The organism is Paraburkholderia sp. BGA-UO-ETr-F21, from assembly GCF_059567925.1.
The window spans coordinates 369644-386539 of the sequence record NZ_JCAQOY010000005.1 but is presented as its reverse complement, the minus strand read 5'-3'; the positions used below and the strand labels follow the sequence as shown (position 1 = coordinate 386539).

At 62.2% G+C, this 16896-nt stretch carries 14 protein-coding genes; 8 read left to right on the top strand and 6 right to left on the bottom strand.

The window, feature by feature from the left end; genetic code table 11:
- Positions 1-218: 218 nt before the first annotated feature.
- The gene (locus AC57B1_RS03225; RefSeq protein ID WP_496416549.1) at positions 219-1238 is read right to left on the bottom strand and encodes an ABC transporter substrate-binding protein; all 1020 of its coding nucleotides are present in this window, start codon (positions 1236-1238) and stop codon (positions 219-221) included.
- A gap of 114 nt (positions 1239-1352) precedes the next feature.
- On the bottom strand, positions 1353-2405 hold the full coding sequence (locus AC57B1_RS03220; protein ID WP_496416775.1) for a LacI family DNA-binding transcriptional regulator: 1053 nt from the start codon (positions 2403-2405) through the stop codon (positions 1353-1355).
- 399 nt (positions 2406-2804) lie between these two features.
- Here AC57B1_RS03220 and AC57B1_RS03215 point away from each other — a divergent pair, with 399 nt between their 5' ends.
- The gene (locus tag AC57B1_RS03215) at positions 2805-3737 is read left to right on the top strand and encodes an aldose 1-epimerase (RefSeq protein WP_496416774.1); all 933 of its coding nucleotides are present in this window, start codon (positions 2805-2807) and stop codon (positions 3735-3737) included.
- 16 nt (positions 3738-3753) lie between these two features.
- Here AC57B1_RS03215 and AC57B1_RS03210 read toward each other — a convergent pair whose 3' ends face one another.
- Both AC57B1_RS03210 and AC57B1_RS03205 read right to left on the bottom strand, forming a co-directional pair.
- Entirely contained in the window at positions 3754-4551 is a 798-nt protein-coding gene (locus AC57B1_RS03210; protein ID WP_408343768.1) for an endonuclease/exonuclease/phosphatase family protein, read from the bottom strand.
- Positions 4552-4639: 88 nt separating this feature from the next.
- On the bottom strand, positions 4640-5230 hold the full coding sequence (locus tag AC57B1_RS03205) for a hypothetical protein (protein WP_496416548.1): 591 nt from the start codon (positions 5228-5230) through the stop codon (positions 4640-4642).
- A 269-nt stretch (positions 5231-5499) separates the two neighbouring features.
- Between AC57B1_RS03205 and AC57B1_RS03200 the strand changes: the two genes are divergently transcribed.
- The 4 genes from AC57B1_RS03200 (at position 5500) to AC57B1_RS03185 (ending at position 10108) form a co-directional block, all read left to right on the top strand.
- Entirely contained in the window at positions 5500-6477 is a 978-nt protein-coding gene (locus AC57B1_RS03200) for an AAA family ATPase (RefSeq protein ID WP_091797152.1), read from the top strand.
- A 385-nt stretch (positions 6478-6862) separates the two neighbouring features.
- Complete coding sequence (locus AC57B1_RS03195) at positions 6863-7969, top strand: NAD(P)/FAD-dependent oxidoreductase (protein ID WP_408343764.1); 1107 nt, start codon at positions 6863-6865, stop codon at positions 7967-7969.
- 280 nt (positions 7970-8249) lie between these two features.
- Complete coding sequence (locus AC57B1_RS03190; protein ID WP_091797150.1) at positions 8250-8561, top strand: high-potential iron-sulfur protein; 312 nt, start codon at positions 8250-8252, stop codon at positions 8559-8561.
- Between the two features lie 254 nt (positions 8562-8815).
- Positions 8816-10108: an MFS transporter gene (locus AC57B1_RS03185; protein WP_496416547.1), complete on the top strand. Its 1293-nt coding sequence runs from the start codon at positions 8816-8818 to the stop codon at positions 10106-10108.
- Between the two features lie 93 nt (positions 10109-10201).
- On the opposite strand, the gene AC57B1_RS03180 is transcribed toward AC57B1_RS03185, so the two are convergent.
- Both AC57B1_RS03180 and AC57B1_RS03175 read right to left on the bottom strand, forming a co-directional pair.
- Entirely contained in the window at positions 10202-11722 is a 1521-nt protein-coding gene (locus tag AC57B1_RS03180; RefSeq protein WP_496416546.1) for an amidase, read from the bottom strand.
- 269 nt (positions 11723-11991) lie between these two features.
- Entirely contained in the window at positions 11992-12690 is a 699-nt protein-coding gene (locus AC57B1_RS03175) for a dienelactone hydrolase family protein (protein WP_408187046.1), read from the bottom strand.
- 252 nt (positions 12691-12942) lie between these two features.
- Between AC57B1_RS03175 and AC57B1_RS03170 the strand changes: the two genes are divergently transcribed.
- The 3 genes from AC57B1_RS03170 (at position 12943) to AC57B1_RS03160 (ending at position 16799) form a co-directional block, all read left to right on the top strand.
- Positions 12943-14046 (top strand): NAD(P)H-dependent flavin oxidoreductase, encoded by a 1104-nt coding sequence (locus AC57B1_RS03170; RefSeq protein WP_496416545.1) that lies wholly within the window; start codon positions 12943-12945, stop codon positions 14044-14046.
- Between the two features lie 444 nt (positions 14047-14490).
- Entirely contained in the window at positions 14491-15636 is a 1146-nt protein-coding gene (locus AC57B1_RS03165; RefSeq protein WP_408343758.1) for a branched-chain amino acid ABC transporter substrate-binding protein, read from the top strand.
- Between the two features lie 146 nt (positions 15637-15782).
- The gene (locus AC57B1_RS03160; protein ID WP_496416544.1) at positions 15783-16799 is read left to right on the top strand and encodes a cupin-like domain-containing protein; all 1017 of its coding nucleotides are present in this window, start codon (positions 15783-15785) and stop codon (positions 16797-16799) included.
- The last annotated feature ends 97 nt before the right edge of the window (positions 16800-16896 follow it).

The window sequence follows — 16896 nt, the reverse complement described above, 5'->3', positions numbered from 1 at the left end:
GCCACGAGCGCGTCGCTCCGAACCCTTCCCGTCGCCCGCCCCCCGAGGAGACGGATTCGGGGCGGTGACGTCCTGCGCGGCAGTCCCTCGGTCCCGACTTCTCGCAGAGCAACGGCTTCGGGGCGGGGGACTTCCATCGGGGCGCTGTCGGAGCGTGCGGACGCCCTGCTACGGCAGCGCTCAAACTTCAAAACTGCGCGTACAGCAAGGCTTCGATCTCAATAGCCGTACTGCATGTTCTGCTGCACGTTGCTCTTGTCGTAGAACTTGTCGGACACCTTGACCCACGTCGGGATCTTTTCGCCCTTCGCGTAACGCTGTGCGACGTCGCAGGCGAGCGGGCCGAAGAACGGGCTCGACTGCACGCTCGCGCCGAGTTCGCCGGCCGCGATCGCGTCCATGCCGCCCTTGGTGCCGTCGATCGTCACGATCTGGATATCCTTGCCCGGCTGCTTGCCGGCGGCCTTGATCGCGGCGATCGCGCCGAGCGCCATTTCGTCGTTGTGCGCGTAGACGGCGGTCACGTCCGGATGCGCCTGCAACAGCGTTTCCATGACCTGGCGACCCTTGTCGCGCGCGAAGTCGCCGCTTTGCGACGCGATGATCCTCATGCCCGGATTCTTCGCGATGATTTCGTCGAAGCCCTTCTTGCGATCGTTCGCGGCGGATGCGCCGGTGGTGCCCTCGAGTTCGATGATCTTCGCCTTGCCGCCCGTCGCCTTGACGAGCCAGTCAGCGGCGCGATGCCCCTGATCGATGAAGTCCGAACCGATGAATGTGATGTAGTCGCGGCCCGCCTTGGCGACGGATTGATCGACGTCGCGGTCCACCAGAATCACCGGAATGCCGGCCTTTTTGGCTTGCAGCACGACCGGTGCAAGCGGCTTTTCTTCGCGCGGCGGGAACACCAGCAGATCGACGTGCTGCGCGATCATGTTCTGGATGTCGGACACCTGCTTGGAGTTCGAACTATTGGCGTCGGTCATGACCAACTGCCAGCCGCACTTCGCAGCGACTTCCTTGAAGCTCTTGGTTTCCGCGAGACGCCACGGATTGTTGCTTTCGGTCTGCGCGAAGCCGACCTTCAGGGGAGTCTTGTTGGACAGCTTGGGCAACGCGTCGTCGGCGTGCGCGGTGGCGACGCCGAAACCGATTGCCAGAGCCAGCAGCGAACCCGCCAGCGGACGAATCTGCTGCTTGCGCGCGTGAGCGCGCGACTGCGTGTTGAGCGACGCCATGTCTTCCTCCAGTACCTGGTGAGGTAGGTGTATTTGCTTTTAGTGTTTCTCATGCCGGCCGGCGATGTTCGCCTGACTCGACGTGCCGATTATTTCACTCGGAATTATTATCGGTCAATCACTAATAATATTAATTATTGGCTTTTTTGCCTCGGTAATTACCCTGACCGAGCCGCGTTCGACGAGTGGACCGTCGAGTTTGACCATGCGATGCCGAACCGGCGCACCGGCCGCACGATTGTGTTCTTCCTGCAGCAGGGTTTCGACCGCCCAACGCCCCAGTTCGTAGTTCGGCAGCACTACGGTCGAGAGCGGCGGATGCGTATGGCGAGCGATTTCCTGGTCGTCGTAGCCGAGCACGGAGACGTCTTCGGGCACGCGCAGGCCGAGTTGTTTCAAGGCTTCGATGGCGCCGATCGCGGTGAGGTCGTTGGCGCAGAAAATCGCGGTTGGCGGATTGGGCTCGCGCATCAGCGAGAACGTCAGTTCGAAGCCAAGGCCCGAACTCCAGTCGCCGTCGCGCACCAGTTCCGGCGCGAAGGGCAGGTCGGCGGTGGCGAGCGCGGTGCGGTAGCCTTTCAGGCGATCTTTCGACGCATCCTGCCAGGGTTCGCCGTTGATATAGCCGATCCGCCGATGTCCGGCCTGCAACAGGTAGTCGGTCGCCAGATGGCCGCCGGCGACTTCGGCGGGCACCACCGACGAAAACCCGCCTTCTCCCGTATAGCAATTCAGCAGCACGGTGGGCACCTGCGAGAGCGCCGCCGGGGGCGTCACCTTGCGCGTATAGACGGTCGCGTAGATCACGCCGAACACGTGGGGATTCGACAGCGTGGCGTCGAGGACCTGCTTCTCGATGTCTGCGTTGCCGTGCGTCGAATAGACCGCCAGCATCTTGCCGCTCGCGTAGGCCGCGTCGCGCGCGCCGTCGACGTTGACGACCGGATGCGGACTGGTGGAAATCTCGTCGGCCAGATAGACGATCAGATTGCGTTCGTCGCTCGAAGCCGAGACCGGTTCGCGCAGCGACAGCCGGTAGCCGAGGTCGTGCGCGGCTTTCAGCACCTTGTTGCGGGTGGCCTCGGAGAACTTCGCGCCGGTCGCGTTGTTCAGCACGAGCGAGACAGTCGATTGCGACACGCCAGTGAGCTTGGCGATGTCGGTCATGGTCGGACGGCGTTGAGTCGATTTTTTCATTGTGCGGGCCGCACTACCGCGGCGCTAAAGCTGGGGCATGCCATGGGCATCGTGGTGCTGACGGTACCACTAATAATATGCACGCGGCAACGCACGCTAACCCGTCATTTGGGAGGCCGCGATCGCCGCTTGCACAAGATGGATCGGTCCACTTTATTACTAATAATATTGACGGGTTTGCTTTGGCGTGCGATTCTCGGTCGCGCGGACCTGGACGGTCCGCCGGCCGCGCGCTGTGCGCGGCTCGCAATTGGAGACACCGAGGGAGACACCGATGCGCGTTGATGCCGCCATCCGCCCGAGCTCCCGTCTTTTCTGACCATGCACGATGTTTCCTTGAATTCGATCCCGCCACGCGTGACTGGACTCATGTGGCTCGACGATCCCGCGGTCGTCGCCACGGTCGTCACGCTATCGGCTGGCGCATTGCGCGCCGTGATCGCCCCCGACGTGGGCGGCGCGCTGGCGGCGTTCTACGAAACGACGCCCGGCGGCCCGCTGCACTGGTTGCGGCCCGCCGCGCCCGTAGCCTTCGCTGAACGCGATCCGCTGCGCATGGCGAGCTTTCCGCTCTTTCCCTACTGCAACCGGATTCGCAACGCGCGTTTCGAATTCGACGGCGGCACGATCGACCTCGCCGGCAACGACACGCGTTTCGCCCACGCGCTGCACGGCAATGCGTGGCGGCGCGCATGGCAAGTGGGCGCGCGCACGGAAAGCTCGGTGGAATTGCACTTTGAACACGAACCGGATTCGCGCATACCCGGTGACTGGCCGTTCCGTTACCGCGCGCAGCAGCGTATCGAGTTGAGCGATGGCGCGTTGCGCATTACGTTGTCCGCGCAAAACCTCGCCGACCGGCCGATGCCGTTCGGCATGGGCCATCACCCGTACTATCCGCGCACCGCGCAAACCCGCGTGTACGCCAAAGTAGAGGCCATGTGGCACGCCGACGCCGACGTGCTGCCGACGCATCTTGGTCCGCATCCGGCGGTGGACGCGTTGCGCGAAGGCATGTCCGCCGACGCCTACGACCTCGACAACAACTTTGCGAACTGGTCACGCGAGGCGACCATTGCATGGCCCGACGAACGCCGTCGACTGACGATGATCGCCGACGCGCCGTTCGATCACATGGTGGTGTTCGCGCCGGCCAACGACGCGCAGCTGTGCGTGGAGCCGGTGACGAACACCACCGATTGCTTCAACGCGGTCGGCATGCGTGAGCAGGTGGGCGGCTGCGTGTTGCAGCCGGGCGAGGAGCTCGCCGCGACGCTGCAATGGACGCCGCACAAAGACTAGCGTGCGGCGCCGGCGCTCAATCGATTCGCAAGCGCGCCATATACGGCAGGTGATCGGAGAGCCACGCGGTTTCCTGCGTCGGCTGGATCCATTCGACTGGCTTCATGCCGCGCACGAACATCTTGTCGAGCGCAAGCGCGGGCGAGAAAGCGGGAAAGGTGCGGCCGGACTCGCCGAGCAGCGTGGCCACTTCCTGCAAACCATGTTCGCCGAACAGCGGCACCGAATCGTTGCGCCAGTCGTTGAAGTCGCCGGCCAGCACGAGCGGACCTTCCGGTGCTTCCTTCGCGATCCAGTGAGCGATCCAGTTCATCTGACGCAAGCGGGCCGAGCGCGTCAGCGCAAGATGCGCGCACAACAGCGTGACCGAGTGACCGCCGAAGGTGGCGCGCGCAACCAATAGTCCGCGCTTTTCGAAGCGATGCGCGGAGATGTCCCAGCGTCCGCCGAGATCGAGCGGGTGCGGCGACAGGATCGCATTGCCATGCCGCCACGACGGTTTGAAGACGTTCGGTCCGAGTGCGATTTCGAGTTCCAGCGCGCGCGCGATTTCAGTGGCCTGGCAATGCCAGACATCGCTCAACGGATCAGCGAGCGGTGCGCCGAAACTGCTCGCCAGCACCGGCGACGGCATGCGCCGCGCCATCGCTTCCTGTAAAAAATACGCGTCCGCGTGGGTGGATTGCACCCAGCGCTGCATGGCCTGCCAGGCCTGGAAGCCGAGCGGCGTGCGGCCTTTGTGCAGGTTCCAGCTCACCGCAATGAAATCCTTGGGCGCTACGCTCTCGCGGATCAATTCTTCAGGGTTTCGCATGCCGCGTTGTCCACGTGTTCTGTTTGGGGGCGTCGGTTAGTCGCGCGCTGCTTGCGTGTTCTCTTGCGTGTGCTTTGCATCGGTTTGATCAGTTTGCCGTGCTGGTGCTCTCCGCGAGACTTGCACGCACGCGGTAGACCAGGTTCGGATCCTTGTCGACGATCGTCCAGCTGGCCCATTGCCCCGGCGTCACCTTCAGACCGGGATGGCTCGCGCTCACCTGGCGCGGTTGCGGCGGCAGCTTGCAGCCGGTGTCCGTTTGTCGCGCGGCGTTTTCCTCGAACGTTTCCTGTGCTTCGATCGACAACGTGACGCCGCTCGCATCTGCCTGCAGCGGCGAGACGGTCAACGTACGCGCCAGATCGATACTACCGCCGGGCTGATCTTTACAGCCGACGTTGTGTTGCACCATCTTGTGATGCGTGTCCGTACGCGCCTGGCCGACGGTGGTGGTGCCGTCGAACGTGTCGATCTGCTGGCCGTCGCGCATGACCTGCAATTGCCATTGCACGACCTGCTGCGCCGGCCGTTGCTGTGCGCTCTGTGGTGCGCTCTGTTGCGTGGCTGGTTGCGGGCTTTGTTGTGCGCTTTTTTGTTGTGCGGGTTGTTGTGCGGGTTGTTGTGCATTAGCAAGCAACGAAGTGCCGAGCAACACAGCCACGATACTGGTTTTCCACATAGAAAAAGTCTCCGGTCACCGGATCCGGCGGCATGGTCAGAGGGCCATCTTACGCCTGATGGGCGCAACGCCTTTCTGACACTTCAAACGGGGCCGGGTTCAGCAACAATCCATTTCAGATAGGGTTGGGAATCGCCAAAAACAACCCGCTGTTAGCAGCAGAGCGGCACGACTGCTGGCTTGCACGTGAATATGTCCTCGCTACACTGGACTTGAAACGGCGCCATACAAGGGGCCGCAGCAGCAGGACCAGCCAGACGGGGTGAGCGATGACAACAGCAATGGTCAAACAGGAAATCGCCGTGGCGTCTTTCAGTCGGGTGTACGACCTCGATCAGGTCGAGACCGCGCTGAACGATCTCGGTGACGGCGCGAACGAGGCATTGCGCGCGACATACGAAAAGATGCTGAAAACCGGCAATCTGCGTTTTTGCGTGAAGCCGAACCGCATGCCGTCGATCGACGATCTGATCGACGCGCTGCCCAACTTTTCAGCACCGCTCGACGACATCCGCAAACAGGTCGCCTTGTGTCTGGAAACCGAAGACCGCCTCGAACTGATGCCGATTCTGCTGCTCGGCGATCCCGGCATCGGCAAGACTCACTTCGCGAAGCAGTTGGCGCGCCTGCTCGGCACCGCGTATCAATATGTGGCGATGAGTTCGCTGACGGCGGGCTGGATTCTGTCGGGCGCGTCTTCGCAATGGAAGAACGCGAAGCCGGGCAAGGTGTTCGATGCGCTCGTGAACGGCAGCTACGCGAACCCCGTGATCGCCGTCGACGAAATCGACAAGGCGACCGGCGATTCGCAATACGATCCACTCGGCGCGTTGTATGCGCTGCTCGAGCACGATACGGCGCAGACCTTTATCGACGAATTCGCCGAGATTCCGATCAATGCCGGGCATGTGATCTGGATTGCGACCGCGAACGACGAGCGCTCGATTCCCGAGCCGATCCTGAACCGGATGAACGTGTATGAAATCCCTCCGCCGGATCATGACGGTGCGCGCCGCATCGCCCAGGCGATCTACGACGAGATCCGCTCGGCGCACAACTGGGGCCTGCGCTTTCCCGACGTGCTCGGCGACGCCGCGCTCGATGCGCTGATGCGCGCGTCGCCGCGTGAAATGCGCCGGGCGATTCTCAACGGCTTCGGCGCGGCGCGCATTGACGGGCGCGACCGGATTGAGGCCGGCGACATTCGCCTGGATTACGGAAATCGACGAAAACCGATTGGTTTTTGAGGTTTTTGCCGCTTTCTGGTGGAAAAACGCGCCTCTTCGAGTTTTTTTCACAGCCAGAACGGAAGTCCGTACCGAAAATGGAGTGAATGCCGTGGCAATTATTGCTGCGAATGACCTGGCAACAGGCGAGCGTTGTCACCTTCGACGGCGTACACTGATTTAGTCCGGCCGTTACGTGTAGGATCTGCGCAAGACCGAGTGCCCGCAGTGGTTGCCGACTGCGGGCATTTCTGTCTGTACGGCGTTGCACACTCTGGCGTAGCGGTTGCGAATGGACAGGAGCGTTCGACAGCGCGCGGTGTTGCGCACGCGTCAGCCGCATCCTGTCTTCATCTTGATCGGGCGAGCGAGGCAGCGCGCGGCGAAGTTGGCCGCGTCAAGGGACATGGACCAAATCGAATGTGTAGTGATCGGCGCAGGCGTGGTCGGTCTTGCGGTGGCGCGCGCACTGGCGGCGCGCGGGCGCGAGGTGATCGTGCTGGAAGCGGCGGAGGCGATCGGCGTGGGCACCAGCTCGCGCAATAGCGAGGTGATTCACGCGGGCATCTACTACCCGCGCGGCTCGCTCAAAGCCGCGCTTTGCGTGCGCGGCCGCGAGATGCTTTACGACTACTGCGTCGAGCGCAAGGTGCCGCATTCGCGCTGCGGCAAATTACTGGTCGCCACTTCGCGCAACCAGATTCCTCAGCTCGAAAGCATCATGGCCAAAGGCCGTGATAACGGCGTGCTCGACCTGATGCGAATCACCGGCGACCAGGCGCAAGCGCTCGAACCCGCACTCGAATGTGTCGAAGCGGTGTTCTCGCCGCAAACGGGTATTGTCGACAGTCATCAGTTCATGTTGGCCCTGCAAGGCGACGCCGAACGCGATGGCGCAGTGTGCGCGTTTCACGCGCCAGTGCAGGCAATCGAAGCGAACAACGGCCGCTTCATCATCAAAGTAGGCGGCGACGCGCCGGCCACGATCAGCGCCGCCTGCGTGATCAACAGTGCTGGTTTGCAGGCGAATGCACTAGCCCGCAAGATTCGCGGACTCGATGCGCGGCATGTGCCGCCGCTCTATCTCGCGCGCGGTAACTACTTCAGCATCTCCGGGCGCGCGCCATTCAGCCGTTTGATTTATCCGATGCCGAACGAGGCCGGTCTTGGCGTGCATCTGACCATCGATCTGGGCGGCCAGGCGCGTTTCGGTCCCGACGTCGAATGGGTGGATACGATCAATTACGACGTCGATCCGCGTCGCGCGGAATCGTTCTACGCGGCGATTCGCGCCTATTGGCCCGCGCTTCCGGACAACGCATTGCAGCCCGCGTATGCGGGGATTCGTCCGAAGCTTTCGGGCCCCGGCGAACCCGCTGCCGACTTTGTGATCCAGGGGCCGGCCGCGCACGGCGTGCGTGGGCTGGTCAATCTGTTCGGCATCGAGTCGCCGGGATTGACGGCCTCGCTCGCCATCGCGCAGCGGGTGTGCGAGTTGAGCGGACGCGGGTAATTCACACCGGGTCGCGCGTGTTGCGCATCCCTGCGAGTTCGCTGCGGACTAACCGTGCGCACACAGCCGGGGTTCGCCGCTGCGAACTAACCGCAAGCTCACGGCGGGCGCTCGACTCGCGCGCGAGCCGTTCCCCTCGCACGCGACACTTAGGCGCGCAGTCGTACCAATTCGGTTATCTCTATCATTTGAGTCGTCACGCGCGGCGGCTTCATTGATATCCTTGGGGACCGCTGTCATCAGAACGGCGATCAGTTCAATATAAATGGAGTGAGTCCCCATGAAATCTTCCCGTCGTACGTTTTTGATCACCAGCATTGGTGTGGCATCCACCTTGGCGCTGTCGCGGCAGGCTTTCGCCGATGCACCGAAAGTCTCCGAAAGCGATCCGACTGCGCAAGCACTCGGCTACAAGGCAGACGCGAGTAAAGTCGACAAAGCGAAATTCGCCAAGTACGCACCCGGCCAGGACTGCGGCAACTGCAGCTTCTACCAGGCCAAGGCGACTGACGAGTACGGCCCGTGCCCGATGTTCGCCGGCAAGCAGGTCGCGAGCAAAGGTTGGTGCAGCGCATATAACAAGAAGGCCTGATTACCCGTCAGCCGCGCACACCAAAGGTGTCGCGCAAAACGCGCCGCAACATGGCGGCGCGCCACTACGGTCGAATCATGCAGGCGTCTGCCGTCCCGCGCGGCAGACGCCTTTTTGCTGCTTGAAAACAGCTTGTGCGCTCTTTACACTCCAATGCGACCTCAGCGGCTCGCGGCCCCTTTCTTGCTCGCACTTTCATGCCATTGCACTAAAACGACGCACTACGGGATACTTTTCGCAGGCTGGAGATTCGAATGACACCAGCGTCAAGGAGCCTTCATACGCGGGCCGTCGTCGCGGCTGTGATCGGCAATGCGCTCGAGTGGTACGACTTCACCGTGTTCGGTTTTCTGACGGTGGTGATCGCCCCATTGTTCTTCCCGGACGGCAACGATTACGCGTCGTTGCTGCTCACCACCGCGACGTTCGGCGTCGCGTTCGTCATGCGGCCGATCGGCGGCATCGTGCTCGGACTCTACGCAGATCGCGCGGGACGCAAAGCGGCGTTATCGCTCGTCATCGCGCTGATGACGCTCGGCATTCTGGTGCTCGCGATCGCGCCACCGTATTCCGCAATCGGCATTGGCGCACCGTTGATGATCGTAGGCGGACGCATGTTGCAAGGCTTCTCCGCCGGCGGTGAATTCGGCAGTTCGACGGCATTGCTGATCGAAGCGGCACCGTTCTCGAAGCGCGGCTTTTACGGCAGCTGGCAAATGGCAAGTCAGGCGGCGGCGCTGCTGCTTGGCGCGCTGGTAGGCGCCCTGATCACGCGCGGGCTGTCGCCCGAGGCGTTGAAATCCTGGGGCTGGCGCGTGCCGTTCATCCTGGGTTTATTCATCGGGCCGATCGGTTTTTATATCCGCCGAAACCTCGCTGATTCGGAAGCGTTTCTGCTCGCGCAAAAAACCGCGCGGCGCGCGACGCTCGGCGAAGTCTTCAGAGGTCATAGCCGCGACGTGCTCTGCGGACTCGGCTCCGTGATCGCACTCACGGTGACGATCTACGTGTTGATCAGCTATCTGCCCACCTTCGCCGTCAATCAACTGAAACTGCCCTACGCACAGTCTTTTTCCGCGGTGATCGTCGGCAATCTGCTGTTGACGGTGCTCTCGCCGCTGACCGGCGCGTGGTCGGACCGGATTGGGCGCAAGGGCCTGTCGCTGTGGTCGCTGGTCATCACGCTCGTGATCATTTATCCGCTGTTCGCATGGCTCGCGGCGGAGCCGAGCGTATCGAAACTGATTCTCGTGCAGGCGCTGCTGTCGATTACGCTGTCCGGCTATTACGGGCCGTTCGGGGCGCTGATCGCGGAGCTGTTTCCGGCGAACGTGCGCTCGACCGGCTTATCGCTCGCCTACAACATCGCGGTGATGGTGTTCGGTGGCTTTGGGCCGTTTATCGTGACGTGGCTCATCAACACCACCGGCTCGCCGCTCGCACCGACGTACTACGTAATGGGCGGACTGGCGCTCTCGATCGTCGCGCTCGCCTGCATTCCGGGCAAGCGTCACGCCGATCTCGACGCGCAGCGCAAACCGGCCTGACCTGCGGCCCGGATTCGGTCTGCATCGGCCCCTGCTGCCTAACCTCAACGACACTTCGCGCCAACAGCTTCTCCGCCGGCGACGCGTCTTCGTTCAACTGCGTGCGGGCATCAAAGGCGGCCGCCTGTCGAACCAAGGCCGCGCCGTTTCGAGCTGTGCGGCCAGACGCAGCAGCGTGGTTTCGCCGCCCTCGCGCGCGGCGAATTGCACACCGATCGGCAGCCCGCGCGCATTCCAATAGAGCGGTACGGACATCGCCGGCTGACCACTCAGATTGAACAGTTCGGTGCAACCCGCCCAGGTGAATGCCTTGTTCGATGCTTCCGTCAGCACCTTCTTCATTAGCGCTTCGAGCGGCATGGCGGTGACGGCGCGCATCTGCATGCGTTCGGCAGCAGTGGGCTGCATCTCGCCGATTTTGATCGGCGACGAGGCCAGCGTGGCGCACAGAATCACGTCATAGCGATTCATCAGGTCGGCGAGCCGTTCGGTGATGCGCCGCTGTTCTTCGAGCGCGGCGGGCAGGCCGCGTTCGCCGAGTTTGCGGCCCACGTGCGCCATCGCCCACGTCGAAATTTCGAATTCCGTGCGCAGCGGCTTGCGGCCGCTGATCCGCTCGGCATTCAGCACGAGATCTTCCGCGGTCACGGACCAGAGCGTGAGGAATGCATGCCGAACCGCCGCGAAGTCGATGCCGAGCGACACCGGTTCGATGTTATGGCCGAGCGAACTGGCGAGTCGCGCGGCGTCTTCGAGCGAGGCGCGCGCGTCGGCGGAAAGGGCGGGCGCCAGCATCGGGTCAGTGACGTATGCAATGTTCAGCGGCTTGCACGGCTCGCGGCTCGCGCTCAAAAACGTGCCCGGCGCACCGAGCGGTCTGTCGGCATTGCCCGCAATCAGATCGAGCAGCAACGCACTGTCGCGCACGCTGCGCGACACCGCATGATCGACGCCGAGGTCGCCGGCCGCTGCCGCCGCAGTTGCGCGCGGTACGCGTCCGCGTGAAGGTTTGAGGCCGAAGAGTCCGCAGCATGACGCCGGAATGCGGATCGAACCACCGCCGTCCGAAGCATGCGCGAGCGGCACGATGCCGGCGGCAACCGCAGCCGCCGCGCCACCGCTGGAGCCGCCCGGCGTATGGTCGAGATTCCATGGGTTGCGGCACGCGCCGAACAGTTCGGGCTCCGTATAAGGCATCTGGCCGAGTTCGGACGTGCTGGTCTTGGCGAAGATATTGAGACCGGCGGCTTTCGCGAGCGCGACCACGGGCGCGTCTTGCGCAGGAATGAAATGGCGATAGTGGCGGCTGCCCATCGCCATGCGCAGACCGGCGACCGGCGCGCCGAGATCCTTGATCAGATAGGGCACGCCTGCCAGCGCTAATTGCGCGCTGACGCTGTCCGCACCGTTTGCGCCGTTCGCCCGGTTTGCATCGTCGCGGGACGCACGCTGACGCGCTGCATCGTAGTCCTTCAGGACAATCGCATTGATCGCGGGATTGACGGCTTCAGTGCGCGAGATCGCAACGTCGAGCAACTCGCGCGCGCTCGCCTCGCGCTTGCGTATCAGTTCGGCGAGGCCGGTGGCGTCATGGGCGAGATAGTCTGAATGCACGACGGATGAGCCCTCGCAATCGAATGTCGGGTCGGCGGGTGGTCCATGCTCGCGATACGCCATTTTGCAGGAGATCACGTCGCCCGGATTGATCGCTGGACATGGAAGAAGACGGCATGCCGGTGACAAGCCGTCTTTGAGAGAGTAACTGAGTTACGCGCGTGAGTTACTGACGCAAATAAAAAGCACCGGCAAAAAGGCGCAATTGCCGCGCGCGGATGGGCCGCGCGACGAGCGGCACAAACGGGCGCGGCAACGGGAAGTGCGAGTTACAGACGCTCGCCGAGGAAGGTCAGCGTGCGGCCATGCGCCAGCGCGGCGGCGCGCTGGTTGTACGAGGCGCGGTCCGAGCAGTTGAAGCCGTGATCGGCATTCGGATAGATGTTGAATTCGGCGTCCGTGCGGCCGGCGAAGCGCTCCTGGATCTGACCGACAGCCGAGAGCGGGATATGCGCGTCGAGTTCGCCGTAGTGGAATTGCATCGGCACCTTGATCTTCGCGGCTTCTTCCAGCTGGTTCTGGATGCCGCCGCCGTAGTAGGCGACCGCTGCGTCGAGCGTGCCTTGCGCCGCAGCCAGATACGCGAGCCGGCCGCCGAAGCAATAGCCGATTGCCGCGACCTTGCCGGTCACTTCCGGCATGGCGCGCAACGCGGCGGCCGCGGCGCCGATATCGGCCACGGCCTGATCGACATTAGTCTTTTGCATCAACTCGATGCCCTTCTCGCGATCAGCACCTTCATACGTCAATTCCACGCGCGGCTGCACGCGCCAGAACACGTCCGGCGCGAGCGCGACGTAGCCGTCTTGCGCATACTGATCCGCTACCGAACGGATATGGCTGTTCACGCCGAAGATTTCCTGAATGATGATGACGGCCGGTCCCTTGCCGCCTTTGGGCAGCGCCAGGTAGCCGCCAAAACTGTCGTTACCGGCGGGAATATCGATCCATCGGGAAGTGGTGCTCATGTTGCTCTCCATTGACTCGCGCGGCTGTGCGAGGTCGGTCTGAATAAATGCCAGAGGCCTGAATACCTGAAGCGGGGGCGGTCAGTTTGCCATCAAAAGAAACGCGCTGCAGAGCAGGCCTGTGCGGCGGAAATCTCGTAAGGCGATTGAAACGTTCTCGATAATTCATTTCTCCGGCGCGGATCGCCTCGGTACAGTCGAGCGTATCGGCTCGTCCCTGTGGCGAGCGCATCGCCCGAAAAGGAATCCATCATGAGTGAAGTCAATTTTGTGACGCCGTTTGCAGAACGTTTCGGGTTGCGCGTGCCAGTCGTGCAGGCGCCGATGGCGGGCGGTGCGACGACGCCGGCCATGGTCGCCGTGGTGTCGAACGCGGGCGGTCTCGGTTTTCTGGCGGGCGCGGCGCTCTCGCCCGAAAAGATCGCGAGCGAAGTCGCGGCGATCCGCGCGCTGACGAATCGTCCGTTCGGCGTGAATCTGTTCGTGCTCGATCCGGCCACGCCGGACGATGCAACTGTGCGTACCGCGCTCGAAGCGATCGACCCGCTGCGTCACGATCTCGGTTTGCCGCCGGGTGCGCCGCTCGCACGCTACGCGCCGGACTTCCGCGCACAACTGGAGATGCTGATCGAATTGCGCGTGCCGCTGGCGAGCTTCACGTTCGGACTGCTCTCTGCCGCCGACGTCGCCCGGCTGCATGCCAACGGTCTATATGTAATAGGCACCGCGACGCATGTCGCCGAAGCGCTGGCCTGGCGCGACGTGGGCGCCGATGCGATTGCCGCGCAAGGCGCGGAAGCGGGCGCGCATCGCGGCACGTTTATCGGCGCATTCGAAGACGCACTGGTCGGTACGATGGCGCTCGTACCGCAACTCGTCGACGCAACCGACCTGCCGGTGCTCGCCGCCGGCGGCATCATGGATGGACGCGGCATCGTCGCCGCCCTCGCGCTCGGCGCACAAGCCGCGGTAATGGGCACCGCGTTTCTCACCTGTCATGAAAGTGCGATACCGCAGGCATGGAAAACCCGCGTGCGGTCCATGTCCGACACATCGACCTCGGTCACGCGCGCGATCACCGGCCGCCATGCGCGCGGCATACGCAATCCGTTGATGCAGCTTTTGAGCGAGACACCGCAGAAGATCGCGCCGTATCCCGTGCAAAATGCGTTGACGCAGGAACTGCGGCAAACCGCGAGCCGCGCGGAAAACGGCGACTATCTTTCTCTGTGGTCGGGCCAGGGTGCGCCCTTGGGTCGTGCTCGCCGCGAAGGTCTCGGCGCGGCCGAACTGATGAGTCAGCTCGAACGCGAATGGCGCGAAGCAACGGCGCGTATCGCCGCCCTCCAACGCTGATTCAGCATGATTCAGACGTAACCGAGGCGCGCCAGGCATCACCTTCGGCGCGCCTCCTTTTTAGGCAAAAAGCCTATTCGCATGATTAACGGTTTAACGCGCAAAAACCTTTAGGCCAAGCTGTTAGACGGAAGCCTCACATAGCGGAAACCCGCATGGGCTGGTGCTTTCGAGTCAGTCTTTCCAGCCGGAATCGGCCCCTGTTGGATAAACGCTATTAGTGTTCATCCCACTTCCTCAAAAAAGCCCCACAAATTAATTTGATGGCCTACACTTGCGCGCAAGTACGGTTTGCCGCCTGCCACAAACAGTCCGGTGAGCGTGCTGGCCAAGTGCATGAACGATGCAACCGGCGTGGTCGTCCACGGGACTGAGCGACACGTGTTGGGGAAGCGGGGGCACAGGGCGATTACGTTGTTTTTGGGACCGAAACTGGAGACTTACATGAACATCAAGATTCAAAAGCTGTTGCCGATCAGCGCTGCCGCGATGCTGTTCGCTACGTTGGCAACAACGGCTGCAGCCGACACGGTCGTCAAGATCGGTCACGTTGCACCGCTGACTGGCGGTATCGCTCACCTGGGTAAAGACAACGAAAACGGCGCGCGCCTGGCAGTTGAAGAAATCAACGCCAAGGGCCTGACGATCGGTGGCCAGAAGGTCACGCTGCAACTGGACGCACAGGACGACGCAGCCGACCCGCGCACGGCAACTCAAGTCGCGCAGAAGCTGGTCGACGACAAGGTCGTCGCAGTGGTTGGCCACTTGAACTCGGGCACGTCGATTCCGGCTTCGAAGATCTATAGCGATGCTGGCATCGTGCAGATCTCGCCGTCGGCAACGAACCCGGCCTACACGCAACAAGGTTTCAAGACGACGTACCGCGTCGTCGCGACCGATGCACAACAAGGTCCGGCACTGGCTAACTACGCAGCGAAGGGTCTGAAAGTGAAGAGCGTCGCGATCGTCGACGACTCGACCGCTTACGGCCAGGGTCTGGCAAACGAATTCGAAAAGACCGCCAAGTCGCTGGGCCTGAACGTGATGTCGCATGACGCGACAAACGACAAGGCTGTCGACTTCCGCGCGATTCTGACGAAGATCAAGGGCGAAAACCCGGACGCGATCATGTACGGCGGTATGGACGCAACCGGCGGCCCGTTCGCCAAGCAAGCCAAGCAGCTCGGCCTGCGCGCGAAGGTGCTGGCAGGCGACGGCGTGTGTACCGACAAGCTGTCGGACCTGGCTGGCGACGCAACCGACAACATCGTCTGCTCGGAAGCCGGTATGGCGCTCGAGAAGATGGCCGGCGGCTCGGCGTTCCTCGCCAAGTATCAGAAGCGTTTCGGTCAGCCGATCCAGATCTACGCACCGTTCACGTATGACGCTGTGTACATCATCGTCGACGCTATGAAGCGTGCTAACTCGACCGATCCGGCGAAGATCCTGGCAGCAATGCCGAGCACGGACTACAAGGGTGTGATCGGTGAAACCACGTTCGACTCGAAGGGCGACCTTCAGCACGGCGTGATCTCGCTGTACAACTACAAGGCAGGCAAGAAGACGCTGCTCGACGTAGTGAAGATGTAAAAATCGCGTGAGCGAAGGCAGCGTTGGTCTGTCTTCGGTCGCATGATTAAAAAGGCACGCGCGCCGCGAGGTACGCGTGCCTTTTCTTTTAGCCGATTCTTTTAGCCGATATTTTTTGTGTAGCCGCACTGTTCGGAGACCATGCCGTGACTACCGTGACCCGCTCTTTCGACGACGCATGGCGCCGCTGGATTGCCGAGAATCTGCTGCTCGACGCACCGCCGTCCGCGCTGCATGGCGTGCTTGTCGGCCACGGTTTCGACGCGGCCGATGCCACTCGAGAAATCAAAGCGGCACTTGCGAGTCCTTATTTTCATGGTGCGACGCGCTTGCGCAATCGTTTGCGCAAGCGCGAATGGATATTGTCGGTGTACAGCGAGCTGAATCGCATGCGCACGGCAAGCGGATTGATAGAGCGGCGCGAACGTTTATCGCGCGACGCGTTCTTTGAGCAGTACTACTCTCAGAACCGGCCGGTCATCATCACCGGCGCATTCGATTTCTGGCCCGCACGTTCGCGGTGGCATTGGGACTACTTCCGTGAGCGTTGCGGCGATTGCGAAGTGGAAGTGCAGTTCGGCCGCGAATCGGATGCGAATTACGAAATCAATCAGCCCATGCTCAAGCGCATGATGCGCTTTGCCGATTATGTGGATCTCGTCGAGCAGAGCGGGCCGACCAACGATTTCTATATGACCGCCAATAACACCTCGCACAATCGCGCGGCGCTTGCGGCGTTATGGTCCGATGTGCCGCCAATCGACGAGTATCTCGACGCCGCTTCGCCCGATACCGGCTTCTTCTGGATGGGACCGGCAGGAACCAGGACACCGTTTCACCATGATCTGACCAACAACTTCATGGCGCAGGTGATTGGCCGCAAACGGATCAAACTCGTGCCGCTATCCGACACGCCTCATATGGCGAACCATCTGCATTGCTATTCGCAAGTGGACGGCGGCGCGATCGACTACGACAGTTTCCCGTCGATGCGGCAAGCGCAATTGCTCGAATGCACGCTCGCGCCAGGCGAATTGCTGTTTCTGCCGATTGGCTGGTGGCATTACGTGGAAGGACTCGACGCGTCGGTGACGATGACGTTCACCAACTTTCTCCGGAGTAACGACTTCTCGCGTCACTACGATACGTATCACGAACTGTGACTTGCGGGTGATAGCGCGCCGCTGTCTGAAACGGTGCGGTCGGCGGGTGATGCGGGTGGCAAGAAGCGCGGATAAAAAAACAGCGAGCCGGTTACCC

Coding starts and splice junctions, on each gene's coding strand:
- AC57B1_RS03225 (WP_496416549.1), bottom strand. CDS start 1,238: ATGGCGTCGCTCAACACGCAGTCGCGCGCTCACGCGCGCAAGCAGCAG.
- AC57B1_RS03220 (WP_496416775.1), bottom strand. CDS start 2,405: ATGACCGACATCGCCAAGCTCACTGGCGTGTCGCAATCGACTGTCTCG.
- AC57B1_RS03215 (WP_496416774.1), top strand. CDS start 2,805: ATGTGGCTCGACGATCCCGCGGTCGTCGCCACGGTCGTCACGCTATCG.
- AC57B1_RS03210 (WP_408343768.1), bottom strand. CDS start 4,551: ATGCGAAACCCTGAAGAATTGATCCGCGAGAGCGTAGCGCCCAAGGAT.
- AC57B1_RS03205 (WP_496416548.1), bottom strand. CDS start 5,230: ATGTGGAAAACCAGTATCGTGGCTGTGTTGCTCGGCACTTCGTTGCTT.
- AC57B1_RS03200 (WP_091797152.1), top strand. CDS start 5,500: ATGACAACAGCAATGGTCAAACAGGAAATCGCCGTGGCGTCTTTCAGT.
- AC57B1_RS03195 (WP_408343764.1), top strand. CDS start 6,863: ATGGACCAAATCGAATGTGTAGTGATCGGCGCAGGCGTGGTCGGTCTT.
- AC57B1_RS03190 (WP_091797150.1), top strand. CDS start 8,250: ATGAAATCTTCCCGTCGTACGTTTTTGATCACCAGCATTGGTGTGGCA.
- AC57B1_RS03185 (WP_496416547.1), top strand. CDS start 8,816: ATGACACCAGCGTCAAGGAGCCTTCATACGCGGGCCGTCGTCGCGGCT.
- AC57B1_RS03175 (WP_408187046.1), bottom strand. CDS start 12,690: ATGAGCACCACTTCCCGATGGATCGATATTCCCGCCGGTAACGACAGT.
- AC57B1_RS03170 (WP_496416545.1), top strand. CDS start 12,943: ATGAGTGAAGTCAATTTTGTGACGCCGTTTGCAGAACGTTTCGGGTTG.
- AC57B1_RS03165 (WP_408343758.1), top strand. CDS start 14,491: ATGAACATCAAGATTCAAAAGCTGTTGCCGATCAGCGCTGCCGCGATG.